The 13,700-nt window shown below is 70.6% G+C and carries 12 protein-coding genes; 3 read left to right on the forward strand and 9 right to left on the reverse strand.

Annotated elements, in window-relative coordinates; all coding sequences use genetic code 11:
* The first annotated feature begins 19 nt into the window (after positions 1-19).
* Complete coding sequence (locus KM427_RS15785; RefSeq protein ID WP_183594132.1) at positions 20-742, forward strand: DUF4191 domain-containing protein; 723 nt, start codon at positions 20-22, stop codon at positions 740-742.
* Positions 743-776: 34 nt separating this feature from the next.
* Here KM427_RS15785 and KM427_RS15790 read toward each other — a convergent pair whose 3' ends face one another.
* Both KM427_RS15790 and KM427_RS25560 read right to left on the reverse strand, forming a co-directional pair.
* Positions 777-1,676, reverse strand: a complete 900-nt coding sequence (locus KM427_RS15790) for an SCO4651 family lipoprotein (protein ID WP_215524484.1) — start codon at positions 1,674-1,676, stop codon at positions 777-779.
* Positions 1,677-1,750: 74 nt separating this feature from the next.
* Positions 1,751-2,161, reverse strand: coding sequence for an RDD family protein (locus tag KM427_RS25560; RefSeq protein ID WP_252274555.1), 411 nt, complete (start codon positions 2,159-2,161; stop codon positions 1,751-1,753).
* 190 nt (positions 2,162-2,351) lie between these two features.
* On the opposite strand from KM427_RS25560, the gene glnA reads away from it, so the two are divergent.
* The gene (gene glnA, locus KM427_RS15800; protein WP_215524486.1) at positions 2,352-3,770 is read left to right on the forward strand and encodes a type I glutamate--ammonia ligase; all 1,419 of its coding nucleotides are present in this window, start codon (positions 2,352-2,354) and stop codon (positions 3,768-3,770) included.
* A 136-nt stretch (positions 3,771-3,906) separates the two neighbouring features.
* On the opposite strand, the gene KM427_RS15805 is transcribed toward glnA, so the two are convergent.
* From KM427_RS15805 to KM427_RS15820, 4 genes are all read right to left on the reverse strand, one after another.
* Positions 3,907-4,848, reverse strand: coding sequence for an SDR family NAD(P)-dependent oxidoreductase (locus KM427_RS15805; protein WP_215524487.1), 942 nt, complete (start codon positions 4,846-4,848; stop codon positions 3,907-3,909).
* A complete protein-coding gene (locus KM427_RS15810; protein WP_215524488.1) occupies positions 4,841-5,164 on the reverse strand; it encodes a DUF3040 domain-containing protein in 324 nt (107 codons plus the stop codon). Before KM427_RS15810 ends, KM427_RS15805 begins: the two co-directional genes overlap by 8 nt.
* Positions 5,165-5,184: 20 nt before the next feature.
* Positions 5,185-5,871, reverse strand: coding sequence for a sigma-70 family RNA polymerase sigma factor (locus KM427_RS15815; protein ID WP_215524489.1), 687 nt, complete (start codon positions 5,869-5,871; stop codon positions 5,185-5,187).
* 72 nt (positions 5,872-5,943) lie between these two features.
* Positions 5,944-6,168 (reverse strand): hypothetical protein, encoded by a 225-nt coding sequence (locus KM427_RS15820; protein ID WP_215524490.1) that lies wholly within the window; start codon positions 6,166-6,168, stop codon positions 5,944-5,946.
* Between the two features lie 107 nt (positions 6,169-6,275).
* Here KM427_RS15820 and KM427_RS15825 point away from each other — a divergent pair, with 107 nt between their 5' ends.
* On the forward strand, positions 6,276-7,181 hold the full coding sequence (locus KM427_RS15825; protein WP_215524491.1) for an alpha/beta fold hydrolase: 906 nt from the start codon (positions 6,276-6,278) through the stop codon (positions 7,179-7,181).
* Here KM427_RS15825 and KM427_RS15830 read toward each other — a convergent pair.
* From KM427_RS15830 to KM427_RS15840, 3 genes are all read right to left on the reverse strand, one after another.
* On the reverse strand, positions 7,175-9,925 hold the full coding sequence (locus KM427_RS15830) for an ATP-binding protein (protein ID WP_215524492.1): 2,751 nt from the start codon (positions 9,923-9,925) through the stop codon (positions 7,175-7,177). The genes KM427_RS15825 and KM427_RS15830 overlap by 7 nt on opposite strands.
* A gap of 108 nt (positions 9,926-10,033) precedes the next feature.
* Positions 10,034-10,702 carry a sigma-70 family RNA polymerase sigma factor gene (locus tag KM427_RS15835; protein WP_215524493.1) on the reverse strand — a complete coding sequence of 223 codons (669 nt, stop codon included), beginning with the start codon at positions 10,700-10,702 and terminating at the stop codon, positions 10,034-10,036.
* 151 nt (positions 10,703-10,853) lie between these two features.
* Positions 10,854-13,634, reverse strand: a complete 2,781-nt coding sequence (locus tag KM427_RS15840; RefSeq protein WP_215524494.1) for a helix-turn-helix transcriptional regulator — start codon at positions 13,632-13,634, stop codon at positions 10,854-10,856.
* Positions 13,635-13,700 lie beyond the last annotated feature (66 nt).

The raw sequence follows: 13,700 nt of genomic DNA on the forward strand, positions 1-13,700 counted from the left end.
GAGCGAGGCACCGCAGAAGATGGCGAAGGAACCGAAGCCCGTCGACCCGGACAAGATGAGCCGGCGCGCCCAGTTCGTCGAGACCTACCGGATGGCCAAGAAGTCCGACCCGCGTCTCGGGCTGTGGGTCCTCGGCTCGTTCCTGCTCGGCGCCGCCGTCGGCTTCACCGTGTTCTGGCTGCTGCTGCCGACCGACGGCGTCCTCGGCATCATCATCACGGCCGTCGGGGCGGTGCTACTCGGCACCCTGCTCGCGATGATCGTCTTCGGCCGCCGCGCCCAGCGGGCGGCGTACGCCCAGATGGAGGGCCAGCCCGGAGCGGCCGCGGCCGCGCTGCGGATGCTGCGCGGGCGCAGCTGGAAGACCGACCCGGTGATCGGCTTCACCAAGCAGCAGGACGTCGTGCACCGGGTGGTCGGCCCTCCGGGCATCGTGCTCGTCGGCGAGGGCAACCCCAACCGGCTGCGCCAGCTGATGCTCAGCGAGCGCCGCAAGCACGAGCGCGTCGCCGCCGACGTGCCGATCCACGAGGTCATCTGCGGCAACGGCGAGGGCGAGGTGCCACTGCCGAAGCTCGCGCGGCACGTGCAGAAGCTCGGCCGCAAGGTGAAGCCCGCCGAGATGACCGACGTGCTCTACCGGATCCGGGCGCTCGACGCCAACCGGTCGAACATCCCGCTGCCCAAGGGGCCGGTCCCGACCAACATGAAGGGCATGCGCTCGCAGATGCGCGGGCGGTGACCCGCCCGCGCATCGCGCAGCAGACCAACTCCGGTCAGCTCTGGCCGGAGGCGCTCCCGCTCGACGTACCGCCCATCATGCTGCCCAGGTCTGGCATGTCGGTGACCTGGTCGGCCGGCGGCGCCTCGATCGAGACGTCCTGACCCCAGTCGTCCAGGGACATCTCCATCTCCATGCTCTTGTCCATCACCGGCACCTCCATCTGCATCTGGGCGAACCGGTCCTGGTCGTCGAGCCACAGGTCGTAGGTGATCGAGTCGGGCATGCCGTCCGCCGCGTCGCTCGGCAGGTCGGCGCCGTAGGAGTCCATGACGCTCAACATGTCGATGGTGAGCACGTAGTGGTCGAGCTCGCGGCCGTCGACGTCCTCGGTGCCCTCGAAGGTGACCGTGTCGATGCCGTCCTTCATGGACTCGAGCGCCCCGATCGGGTCGGACTGCTCGAGCATCTTGTCCAGCCCCATCTCCCCGAACGGGCTGTCGGGGTCGGCCAGGTCGAGCTTCCAGAACTTGTCGCCGCTCATCGCACCGGCCTTGAGGTACATGACGTTGTCGACCAGCACCATCTCCATGTCGCCGGCCTGCGGCACCTCCATCGACATCGACAGCGACGGCGGCTTGGTCGTGTAGTCGAGGTCCCCCTCGGCCGTGGTGGACACCTGGTCGCCCATGGACATCTTCATCTCCATGTGCGCGGTCGTGGAGTCCTCGAGCCCGTCGGAGACCGTGCCCACGAACTCCTCGGGCGAGACCTCCTCGCCCTTCTGCAGGCCCGCGAGGACGGCCGACCCGGCCGCGGGCGCGCCGGCGGCGGAGTTGGAGCCGGAGCCACCGGAGTCGCCTGAGTCGTCGCCGCACGCGGCGAAGCCGGTGAGCAGCAGCGGCGTCAGTGCGGCGGCGGCGAGAGTACGACGGGCAGTGATCGAGACGGTCACAACGGGCCTTTCCGACAGGTGATGGATGCGTCCAGCATCCCTCCCGGCACCAAGCGCCGAAACCTCCACCCGGACTATTGCCCCCGGCGGCTGAGCGCGACCTGCAGGGTGACGGTCGCCGTGCCGGCCGCGAGGTCGTGCAGACCGCGGCGGTCGGGCCGGAAGACCAGCGGCGGGATCACCAGCGCCACCAGGATCGCCCGGGCCAGCGAGCGCAGCGGGTCGAGGTGCCCGCCGCCGTCGACGCGGACCGTCCGCAGCCGGGTGAGCAACTTGCCGAAGGACCCGCCGACGGTGCAGGTGAGCACCGCCGACTCCACCACGAAGAGCAGCAGCGTGTAGAAGCCGCCCGGCCCGCCCGGCGTACCGAGGACCGGCGAGAACAGGCTGACGACCGCCATGCAGGCGAACCAGTCGACCAGCAGGGCGAGGGCGCGGCGTCCCCAGGAGGCGGTCTCGTAGGGCAGCACGACCGGGGCGGACACGGGCGCCAGCGTAGGCGGCCCGGCTCCGTGACCGCCCACCGGGCATCTGTTACACGCCGGAAACAAACCAGATACGGTCGAGAAACTGCGTGTGCATACGTTGCGGACATTCCGCCCGCGGCAGCGACGCTGCGGAGGTCTTGCTCGCACACTTGCCGGCTGCCGACCCGCGCGCAGCCAAGGAGGACGAATGTTCCAGAACAGCGACGAGCTGCTCAAGTTCATCAAGGACGACGGCGTCGAGATGGTCGACGTGCGCTTCGTCGACCTGCCCGGTATCGAGCAGCACTTCACCGTCCCGGTGTCGTCGTTCGACGAGTCCGTCTTCGAGAGCGGCCTGGCCTTCGACGGCTCGTCGATCCGGGGCTTCCAGGCGATCAACGAGTCGGACATGGCGCTGTTCCCGGACCCGTCCACGGCGTACGTCGACCCCTTCCGCGCGGCCAAGACGCTCAACCTGAGCTTCTTCATCCACGACCCGATCACCGGCGAGGCCTACTCGCGCGACCCGCGCAACATCGCGCGCAAGGCGCTGGCCTACCTGTCGACCACGGGCATCGCGGACACGGCGTTCTTCGCCCCCGAGGCGGAGTTCTACATCTTCGACAACGTCCGCTACTCCACCACCGCCAACGAGGGCTACTACCACATCGACTCCGTCGAGGGCTGGTGGAACTCCGGCAAGGAGGGCGACAACCGCGGTTACAAGACCCGCTTCAAGGGCGGCTACTTCCCGGTCGCGCCGTACGACCACTACGGCGACCTGCGCGACGACATGGTGAAGAACCTCGAGGCCTGCGGCCTCCTCGTCGAGCGCGCCCACCACGAGGTCGGCACCGCGGGGCAGGCGGAGATCAACTACCGCTTCGACACGCTGCTGCGCTCCGCCGACGACGTGATGAAGTTCAAGTACCTCATCAAGAACACCGCCTGGGAGGCCGGCAAGTCGGTCACCTTCATGCCGAAGCCGATCTTCGGCGACAACGGCTCGGGCATGCACGTGCACCAGTCGCTGTGGAAGGACGGCGAGCCGCTGTTCTACGACGAGACCGGGTACGGCGGCCTCTCCGACCTGGCCCGCTGGTACATCGGCGGCATCCTCGAGCACGCCGCGGCGCTGCTCGCGTTCACCAACCCGACCGTGAACTCCTACCACCGCCTGGTGCCGGGCTACGAGGCCCCGATCTCGCTGGTGTACTCCTCGCGCAACCGCTCCGCCTCGATCCGGATCCCGATCACCGGTGCGAACCCGAAGGCCAAGCGCGTCGAGGCCCGCTTCCCCGACCCGTCGGCCAACCCGTACCTGGCGTTCTCCGCCCTGATGCTCGCCGGCGTCGACGGCATCAAGAACAAGATCGAGCCGCCCGCCCCGATCGACAAGGACATCTACGAGCTCCCGCCGGACGAGATGGCCGAGATCAACCAGGTCCCGACCTCGCTGGACGCCGTCCTCGACGCCCTCGAGGCCGACCACGACTTCCTCACCGTCGGCAACGTCTTCACCCCCGACCTGATCGAGACCTGGATCGACTACAAGCGCACCCACGAGATCGCCCCGGTCCAGCTGCGCCCGCACCCGCACGAGTTCGAGCTCTACTACGACCTGTAGTACGAGAACAGCTCGAACTCGCTCTCGCCCGTTGTCGGGTTGGACGCCTGGCCGGAACAGGCCCTCCGCGGTGTGGGGCGTCCATGTCGTCGGGGTATGTCACGGTCGGGCACGAGCTCGACCGCCCGTTGCTAAATCAACGAAGACTCCGTGAGGCGTATTGCCACAACCAAGCCGCGGTGGCCTCGTCAAGTGCGTGCGGAGCAACGCCATGGTCCCCCTCCGCGACGACGGCCGCCTCCTGGTTGTCCTCGAAGTAGCGACCAGTGACCCCGGCGACCAATGGCGAACCCGCGAGCAGTGCGGAGGTGGACGCGCCTTGAGCCGGCGTCTTGTAGTAGTCGGCCTCGACGAGGTTGCCGTCCTCGTCCATCGCGCCGAGGGCGCGCATGGTGTCGTCGTCCACGTGTCGCTGCAGCCCGGTGTTGATGAAGCCGGGATTGAGAGCGTTAGCGCTAATCCCTTCGGCCGCCCACTTCCGGGCGGCCTCAACGACGAAGAGGACATCGGCGGTCTTGGACTGGCCATAGGCGGCCCAACGGCCGTATGGGCGGTGTTCGAACTGGGGGTCATCGACGTCCAGTGGGGCCGTGCGGTGAGCCCCGGAGCTGACCACCACCAATCGCGCCTCCCCTCGATCAGCAGCCGCGTCGGCAAGGGCGCGTCGCAAACCGAGAGCCAGGGCGAAGTGGCCGAGATAGTTCGTGGCGAGTTGCAACTCCCAGCCTTGCGGAGTGACCTGGCGGGTTGGGATGGCCATGATGCCGGCGTTGGCGACCAGCACGTCTAGCCGGCGGTCCCACTCGTCGGCGAGTCGTTGGACCGACGCGAGATCGGCGAGATCCAACGGCAGCTGTCGGACACCATCGACGGCCTCGGTGGACCTTCCGGGTCGGCGTACTGCGGCGGTGACGTCTGCACCGGCGCGGGCAAGGGCGCGTGCCGTCTCCAGGCCGAGACCCGATCCGCCACCGGTGACAAGCACGGATCGGCCTGTGAGGTCGACGCCGGCGAGGACTTCGTCCGCGGTCGCGCGGCCAGCGAACGGAGTCGCCAGGGTGGAGTGATGATCACCCATGGAGCCACCTCCCCATTCCTTGCAGGCCGGCACCGATGAACTCACCTATGCCAACGGCCCTGGCTTCGAGCACGACCCAGACGGCGAGACCGACGGCAGCGGATTCGAGCACGAGTGGCAGTTGGCCCCTGCCCAGCGCCATGAGCATGTACACGACCGCGCAGAGCAGGAATCCGAGCGGGTAGAACCGGCGCTCGAGTCTGCACCAGCGCCGTTCGCGGCGAGTCGGCCCCGCCAGTCTGCGGACGAGCGCGGAGTCCGAGCTGAGCCCCCGCTCGATTCCCGCGAGCTCCTGCCTCTCCCAATCGCTGAGCATCGGTACGCCACCCCGGGTCCTCATGCTGCCTCTACCATCTGCTCGCGCAGCTCAGCCAGGTGCCGAGAGAGCAGCCGGGACACGTGGACCTGGGAGACTCCCAGCTCGTCGGCGATCTCCTGCTGCGTGCGGTCCTCGAAGAACCGCAGTTGAATGATCCGCTGTGCTCGCGGCGGGAGGCTGCGAAGGTGCTGCCAGCACCACGTCCGGTCGTCGGCGTGCTCCCAGGGTCGATCCCGTTCGTCTGCGAGCATCGCCCCCAGTGGAGTGTCGTCACCGGGCATCGGGGCGTCCAGGCTCCACGGGCGGAAGCAGCTCTCGACCTGGACCCCGTCGTCGACGTGTTCGGCGGTGCCGTCGTCGACCAGGTGCCGCTGCTGCACGTCGCGTGGGGGCCGCACCACCCAGGCCGAATCGCGGAAGTAGTGCTTGACCGCTCCCGTGACGCACGGAATCGCGTAGGTGAGGAACTCGTGGCCGCGCTCGGGGTCGAAGTCGTGGACGGCGCGCACGAGGGCGAGCGCGGCGACCTGCTCAAGGTCGGCGCCGAACCCAGATCTTCCCGTGTAGCGCCGCGCGACGGAGCGTGCGATATCGAGGTTGGCCAGCACGAGCGCGTCGATGATGTCGTCGCGGTCTTCGTTTGCTGCTTGCTGGAGCTGGGCAGTCAGGGCCGCGTTGCCGGCGCGGCGCTCGGGGGTGCTCATCGAAGCCTCCTGTGCCTCGGGGTGTCGATCGATTCGACCGGACGGCGACGGGTGCCGTGACAGGTCGGCGGCTCATCGGTCGCGGCGCGATCCCTCAAGCGAGGACGTAGCGTCGCGAAGGCTGCGGAGCCGGGTCGCGAGAAGCTCTCGGCCGGGCTCGTCGTCGTTCGGGAGGTCTGCGCTCGCCTCGAGGTGGGCGAGTTCCGTCTCGACGTCGGCTCGGATCGCGGCGAGGACCCCGCGGTCGCTCGTGGCACGTGAGCTGGGGTCGGGCCGGTTGTTCGTGGTCTCGTGCATCGGCACTCCTTCGGCTTGGAGCGCGGGCTTCTGTCACGCGCGCGGTCGACGTTCGGTCGTCAGTTGATGACCGCACCCACGTCGGCCCCGTGACAGGACGGCACGCGATGACACCCCTGAAGCACGCCCGCACCCCGGTCCTCGACGTCGCGTACGCCGAGATCGGACCTGCGTCCGGGCGACCGGTCGTGCTGCTGCACGGCTACCCCTACGACGTGCACAGCTACGTCGAGGTCGCGCCACGGCTGGCCGGGCTGGGATTCCGCACGATCGTGCCCCACCTTCGCGGCCACGGCCCCACGCGCTTCCTCGACGGCGAGACGCCTCGGTCCGGGCAGCAGGCGGCCCTCGGTGCCGACGTGCTCGATCTGCTCGACTCGCTCGACATCCCCGAGGCCGTCCTCGCCGGCTACGACTGGGGCGGGCGGGCCGCGTGCGTGGTCGCGGCCCTGCGGCCCGAGAGGGTCACCGGGCTGGTCAGTGTCAACGGTTACCTGATCCAGGACATCGCCGCGTCGGGCCGACCGATCCGGCCCGACCTCGAGGCCGGGTTCTGGTACTTCTACTACTTTCTCACCGAGCGTGGCCGAGCAGGGCTGGCCGCACACCGGCGGGAGATCGCCGAGGTCATCTGGCGCCGGAACTCCCCGGAGTGGGACTTCGAACGGGAGACGCTGGACCGTGCCGCCGAGGCGTTCACGAACCCGGACTACGTCGACGTCGTGCTGCACTCCTACCGGCACCGGCTTGGGCACGCTCCGGGCGATCCGCGGTATGACGAGCTCGAGGGCGCGCTCGCGCTCCAGCCCTCGATCGTCGTCCCGACCGTGACTCTCGAGGGGGAGGCGGACGGGAACTTCCCGGTGTCGGTCGGTGTCCCAGACACGGACGTCTTCATCGGGCCGCGGCGCCACGAGCGGGTGCCTCGTGCCGGCCACAACCTGCCCCAGGAGGCGCCGGAGGCGTTCGCACGCGCGGTGCTCATGGCAGCGGGGCTCGCCGAGCCCTACTGAGGCTCGGGCAGCGCCACGTGCAGCTCGTTCCTTGACTTGATGGCGAGCTTGGTGAACACCTTCCGCAGGTGCCAGTCGACGGTGTGCGCGCTGATGAAGAGTCGAGCGCCGATCTCGCGGTTGGTCAGACCCTCGCGGGCCAGGCGGGCGACGTTGAGCTCCTGCTCGGTGAGCGCGTCGGACGTGGTCGCGCTCCGCGCGCGCACCTTCTCCCCCGTCGCCTTCAGCTCCCGCTGCGCCCGGTCGGCGAACCCCGCCATTCCGCAGGCCGTCAGCACGTCGACCGCCGCGCGGAGCTGCTCACGCGCGGCGACCCGACGCCCTTGCCGGCGCAGCATCTCGCCGTACAACAGTTGGCTGCGGCCCCGGAGCATCGGGACACGGATGCGGTCGAAGAACTCGATCGCCTGGCGGTAGAGCCTCTCCGCCTCGGCGCCTTCGCGCAGTTGCGCCTGCGCCAGCGACATGAAGGCGTCGGCCCAGTCGCTCTCGCCCGCGGGAGGCGTCACTCGCGAAAGCTGCTCGAGCGCCTCCTCCGCCAGCGTCCCCTCCCCGGTTCGGGACGCCGCCTCGATGAGTTCGAGCAGTGTGCGCATCGCGTGGCCGAGCTCGTGGGCATAGGGGAGCTCGCCCCGGGCAGATGCGAGCGCCTCTTCGTAGCGGCCGGCGCCGTTGTAGACGAGTGCCTCGGCCATGTTCGCCACGGTGAGGGCATAGCCCTCTCCTCGTGCATGCGCGTCGGTGCGGAGCTCGGCAGCTCGGCGCTCGACCTCCTCCACTCGACCGCGGTAGGCGGCGATGAAGATCCGCCCGTACGGCGGCAGTGGGTGTCCTGTGATGAGAAGCATGGCGTCGATCTCGTCGCAGATCCTCTCGGCCTCGTCCAGGTCGCCGTCGAAGGTCCGGACCACCATCAGGAGGTTGAGCGCCATCGGAAGCACCGTCAGGACCCCGGTCGACCGAGCCACCTGCACCTGCCGTTCAGCGAGGGTGCGGAGTCCGTCGGCGTCCCACACATCCTGCGCGGCGCGGCCGCCGATCCACATCCGTTGCAGGTCGCTCGGGCCGACCGGCTCGGTCTGGAAGGCACTGATTGCCCGCCGCACCGTCGAACGCGCGGCTGCCGGACCCTCGCTGCACAGCAGTGCCTGGCCACGCAGGATGAGGTCGCCCGCGCTCGGGGACCGGTCGCCGGCCGTCGCCGCCAGGACCGCTGCCGCGATCTCCTCGATCGCACCGGCCTCGCCGAGCCGGCTCGCGTAGATCGCGACCGTCAGGGCGAGCATGTAGGTGTCCCGGGCCAGCTGTGCGTCGTGCGGTTCGAGGGCCTGCGCCGCACGGAGCAGTTGGCGCGGTGCGCTCCGATCCCTCCGCAGTGCGTACTCGGCACGCGCCCGCAGACGTCCCGCCAGGGCTTCCTGGAGCGGTGTCGCCAGGTCGCGGGTGGTGCCGACGAGACGGAGGGCGTCCGCAGCTGCACCGGCATCGAGCTTCGCCTCGGCCGCGGCGAGCACCCGGTCGGCGCGCACGTCCTGATCGGGGGTGAGCCCGGCCGCCCGTTCCAGGAACGCCGCGCTGGCGGCGACCCCGCCCCGGGCCCGGGCGCGGTCGGCCGACCGCACGAGAGCGCCGGCGACCTCCTCGTCCGGCGCGACCGTCGCACTCGCGCGGTGCCAGGCGCGTCGGTCGGGGTCTCGGTCCTCGTAGGTTGCGTCGGCCAGCGCGGCGTGCACGGCCCGTCGTTGGGCCGGTGTTGCGGATCGGTACACCGCGGAACGGATCAGCGGGTGTCGAAAGCTGACCCGCCCGGCGACCACGAGCGCGTCGGCCTGCTGAGCGAGGTCCAGGTTCTCGGGCGCGAGACCGAGGATGGCGCCGGCGCGCCACAACAGCCCGGTGTCCCCGGTCGGGTCGGCAGCAGCGAGCAGCAGGAGCGTGCGGGTCGGTGTGGGGAGCGGCTCCAGTTGGGCAAGCAGGCTCTGCTCGATGCGGCTCTCGAGCGGGATCGAGCTCGCGAGAGCGAACCCGCCGGCGAGCTCCGATGGACTCAGCGACCGCGGAAGCTCTCGCAGGGCGAGCGGATTCCCGCGCGACTCGACGATCAGCTGGTCGGCGACGCGCTCGTCGATCGAGCTCGCCAGGGCACTGTGGAGCAGCGCCCGCGCATCGTGGTCCGCCAGGCCCTCGACGACCAGGTGGGGAAGGTCGTCGAAGCGAGGGTCCTCCCGGCGACTGGCCATCACCAACGCGACCTTCTCGACGGACAGTCTGCGGGCGACCGACGCGATCGTCCGCGCCGACACGTCGTCGAGCCACTGGGCGTCATCGATGACGCAGAGCAACGCGCCGGCACCGGCCGCGCGCGTCAACAGGTCGCGCACTGCGAGGCTTAGCACGAGCGGGCTGGGCGGGTCGGAGCCGCGCAGCCCGAACGCCGCCTCCAGCGCCTCACGCTCCGGCGCCGGGAGATCGCCAGCAGAGGGCATGAGCGATCCGCACAGCAGCTGAAGGCCGGCGTAGGTCAGCTCCATCTCGCTCTCAGCAGCGACCATGCGCACGACCCGCACGCCCTGGCCGACCAGACCAACCAGCCGGTCGAGCAGCGCCGTCTTGCCGATCCCCGCGGCACCGGTGACGACCACCGTGCCGCTCCGACCCTCGCGAGCCGATCGGACGAGCGCAAGCAGCTCGGACAGCTCGCGGTCACGGCCCAACAGGGCTGCGGGCGAGAAGGGCTCGATCATGGGCGGCTCGATCACGGCAATTGGTGCGTCGGACTCCACACGATAGTGCCGATCGCGCCGCCTCATGGGCGCCCTGATGGGCTGTGGCCTCGTCGCGGGTACGGACGCTCAGGCGACCCGAAGCCCGGGCGACCGCTGCGGGCAGCGGGCGGCACCCTGCAGCAGTCGCTCCAGATCCGTGAGGTCTCCGTGGCGCGCGGCCGCCAGGAAGGCGGCGACCAGCTCGCCGTGCGCGCCCGGGGAGACCTCCTGCTCACGATCGCCGTCGAGGTGTTGCTGGGCCCGACGGACCAGTTGGCGTGCGTTCGCGCCGCTGGTGCGCAACAGGGCGGCGATCTCGCCGTAGGGGTAGTCGAAGCCCTTGCGCAGCACGTACGCCGCGAGCTCGGCCGGGCGCAGCCTGGTCATCAGCAGATGCAGCGTCTCCTCGACCTCGCTGGTCCGCTCCGCCAATCGGGTCGGGTCCTGTGCATCCACCAGGGTGGCAAGCGGTGAGTCCGTGGGGGCCTCGTGGCGGTGGCGCGCGGACTGGATGACGTTGATCGCGAGATGGGTGGTGGCCGTGGTCAGGAACGCCGCGGGGTTGCTGATGGCGCTGCGGTCGGTCCGCTGCCACCGCATCCACGCCTCCTGGACCACGTCCTCGGCGCTCCCGATGTCACCGGTGACGCGTCGTGCCACCCGGAAGAGGCGCGTGCGCTCGGCGAGGAAAACCTCAAGCGCCCCGTCGAGGTCCGCGTCGGTGTGGGGTGTGGCCTGCGGGCCTGGGGCGAACATCAGAATGGCTCCTCTTCGTGGACGACACCCGAACGGTGCGATGTCTCCAGCGTGGATCCACCGGACGGTGCCTCGCGCCACGAGAGTCCGTAGTCAGCGCGTGGCGACCACGTGGGGTCTCTACCACGCACCGTGGTCGGAAGACCGCGTACTACGTGGTGGTCGCCGGAGACGCCCCGGCAAGGGCCCCGGCGAGCTCGCGTCGCGACCCGATGTCGAACTTGGTGTACACCTTGCGGAGGTGCCACTCGACGGTGTGCGGGCTGAGGAACAGCTCGGCCGCGATCTGCGGGTTCGTCATCCCGGCGGCCGCCAGGGCGGCGATCTGCGCCTCCTGGGTGGTCAGTGGCGCGGCCGGCTCGGCGTGACGTGCACGCACCTGCTCGCCGGTGGCGGCCAGCTCGGTCCGGGCCCGCTCGGCGAACGCCTGTGACCCCATGCCTGCGAACATACGGTGGGCGGTGCGCAGCTGCTCGCGCGCGTCGGCACGACGGCGATCACGCCGCAGCCACTCGCCGTAGATGAGGTGGGTGCGGGCCACCTCCACCACCAGCCGGTCGAGGTTCAGCTCGTCGATCGCGATCCCGAAGAGGCGCTCGGCCTCCGCGACATTGTCGGACAGCAGCGCCAGGCACCGCGCCTGGACGCCACGCGCCCAGCCCGTGTCGGCGGTCCGCGTGAGCCGGACCAGCCGGTCATACGACTCGCGCGCCTCGGCGAGCTCGCCGCATCGCACCGCGGCCTCGATGTGCTCGACGTGCGAGAGCCCGGTGAAGTTGTAGCCGTCGTGCTCGATGCCAGCCCGCGCGGCCACGAGCGCGTCCTCGTGGCGGGTGAGACCGTTGTAGAGGACCCCCTGCACGTAGCTCGTCACCCCGAGCAGTGAAACCTCGCCGTGCTCGGTGGCGCTGATCCGCGCCTCCTCGAAGAGCCCCGCCGCCGCATCCTCGTCGCCCTGCCATGCGGCGAGGACCAGGGCAGCGTAGCGGTGCGGTGCCTGGCCGGCCGCCCTGGAGATCGCGTCGGCCTCCTCGATCATCCGGGCGGCGGCAGCGAAGTCACCGTAGTGAACCTGGACCCCGCCGGCGTAGATCAGCGCCGAGGGCAGCACGCTGAGCGCACCGATGTCACGCGCCTTGCGGACCGCGCGGGCGGACACCACCTCCCAGGCGGGCAGATCCCAGCGGTGATGGATGAACGACTCGAGCGCCACCGGCACCGAGTACAGCCAGCGCATCACCGCGTCCCGGCCGGCGAGTTCCTCGTGGACGAACGGCTCGAACGCTCGCGACAAGGCCGGGACGCCCAGCTCGTTGCCGTCGGCGAGCAGCGTGGAGACACCGTCGAGGAGCAGGTCCAACGCCTCGGACCGCGAGGACGGCGCTCCCGAGGACCGCGCGGCCACGGCCACGGCTCGCGCACCGTGCGGTCCGTGCACCAGACCAGCGAAGACGGTGGCGCTGATCGCCTCGAGATATGTCTCGCGCGCCAGCGGCGAATCCTCGGCGGCGAAGCGCGCCGCCGCGTCGAGTAGGAGGGGCGCCGCCTCGTCGCTGCGACTGCGTCCGAACAGCATCCGCCCACGCAGCCGGGCGAGGCGTGCGCGGTCGAGGGGGTCGAGAGGGCACAGGTCGGCGAGCGTGGCCAGCTCCGTGGCCTGGTGGGGGGCGGCGGCCGAGAAGTGGGCTTCGGCCGCGGAGAGCGCCCGGCGGCCACGCAGCCACGGATCGGGCGTGAGAGCGGCAGCCCGCTCGAGCAGCACCGCCTCGGCGGCCAGGCCGCCGCGTTGGCGCGCACGGTCTGCTGCCTGTTCGAGACCAGCTGCAGCCTCCTCGTCCGGACCGTCCGAGGCCTGCGCGGCGTGCCACGCTCGTCGGTCAGGATCGAGGACCGGGTCCGTGACCTCGCTCAGCGCCCGGTGCGCGGATCGGCGCTGCTCGGCGCTGGCCTCGCGGTAGACAGCAGAGCGCGCCAGCGGATGCCGGAAGCGGAGCGTCTCGCCGAGCTCGACCAGCCCCGCCTCCATAGCCGGTGCGACCTCGGGGCTGATGCCGAGGAGGTCGGCCGCGCTCATCAGCAGCTGAGCATCGCCCACCGGCTCCGCGGCGGCGAGGAGCAACAGGGTGCGCGTGTGGTCCGGAAGTGCGGCGAGCCGGCGCCGGTAGTCCTGCTCGACCCGGGTCATGACCGAGACCGGTTCGGTGGCGTCGAGACCGTAGGCAAGCTCGGCCGCGGTGCGGCCCCGGGACAGTTCGAGCAGGGCCAGCGGATTGCCGTGCGTCTCGGCGACGAGGCGGTCGCGGACACGGGGGTCCATGCGCCCCTCCGCGGCCGCCTCGAGCAGCTCACCGGCCGCCCTCACGTCGAGGCCCCCGATGCGCATCTCGGGGAGACCGGTCAGCGCTCCCTCGCCCTCTGGGTCGCGGACCGTGAACACGATCGCGACGGCTTCGGCGAGCAGTCGTCGGGCCACGAACTCCAGCGTCTGGCGCGAGATCTGGTCGAGCCACTGGGCATCGTCGACGAGCACGAGCACCGGTCGGGCTTCGGAGGCTCGAGTGAGGAGGGTCAGCGCCGCCAGCCCGACCAGGAACCGGTCCGGAGGGTCACCGGCGGCCATCCCGAACGCCACCTGGAGCGCATCGCGCTGGGGACCTGGCAGGACGTCGACCGCACCCAGGAACGGGGCGCACAGCTGGTGCAGGCCGGCCCAGGCCAGCTCCATGTCGGCCTCCACGCCCCGCGACCGGGTCACCTCGGCGTCAGTCGCCCGGGAGGCGACGTACTCGAGCAGCACCGACTTGCCGATGCCGGCCTCCCCGCGGATCACCCGCACCGCGGACTGTCCGGCGCGCAGGCCGTCGAGCAGGTCGTCGAGCACCGTGCACTCGGCGCGTCGACCGACCAGGTCGGGCATCGGGCTGGCGCTCATCGGCCTCCTGTCGGGTGCGGCACCCGTCGGGAGCGCTCCGGCACCACGGTATCCGCCTCGTCTCGA

It is taken from the genome of Nocardioides sp. LMS-CY (assembly GCF_018732145.1).
In the GTDB taxonomy this organism is placed as follows: domain Bacteria; phylum Actinomycetota; class Actinomycetes; order Propionibacteriales; family Nocardioidaceae; genus Nocardioides; species Nocardioides soli.

Coding starts and splice junctions, on each gene's coding strand:
- KM427_RS15785 (WP_183594132.1), top strand. CDS start 20: ATGGCGAAGGAACCGAAGCCCGTCGACCCGGACAAGATGAGCCGGCGC.
- glnA (WP_215524486.1), top strand. CDS start 2,352: ATGTTCCAGAACAGCGACGAGCTGCTCAAGTTCATCAAGGACGACGGC.
- KM427_RS15805 (WP_215524487.1), bottom strand. CDS start 4,848: ATGGGTGATCATCACTCCACCCTGGCGACTCCGTTCGCTGGCCGCGCG.
- KM427_RS15810 (WP_215524488.1), bottom strand. CDS start 5,164: ATGCTCAGCGATTGGGAGAGGCAGGAGCTCGCGGGAATCGAGCGGGGG.
- KM427_RS15815 (WP_215524489.1), bottom strand. CDS start 5,871: ATGAGCACCCCCGAGCGCCGCGCCGGCAACGCGGCCCTGACTGCCCAG.
- KM427_RS15820 (WP_215524490.1), bottom strand. CDS start 6,168: ATGCACGAGACCACGAACAACCGGCCCGACCCCAGCTCACGTGCCACG.
- KM427_RS15825 (WP_215524491.1), top strand. CDS start 6,276: ATGACACCCCTGAAGCACGCCCGCACCCCGGTCCTCGACGTCGCGTAC.
- KM427_RS15830 (WP_215524492.1), bottom strand. CDS start 9,925: ATGATCGAGCCCTTCTCGCCCGCAGCCCTGTTGGGCCGTGACCGCGAG.
- KM427_RS15835 (WP_215524493.1), bottom strand. CDS start 10,702: ATGTTCGCCCCAGGCCCGCAGGCCACACCCCACACCGACGCGGACCTC.
- KM427_RS15840 (WP_215524494.1), bottom strand. CDS start 13,634: ATGAGCGCCAGCCCGATGCCCGACCTGGTCGGTCGACGCGCCGAGTGC.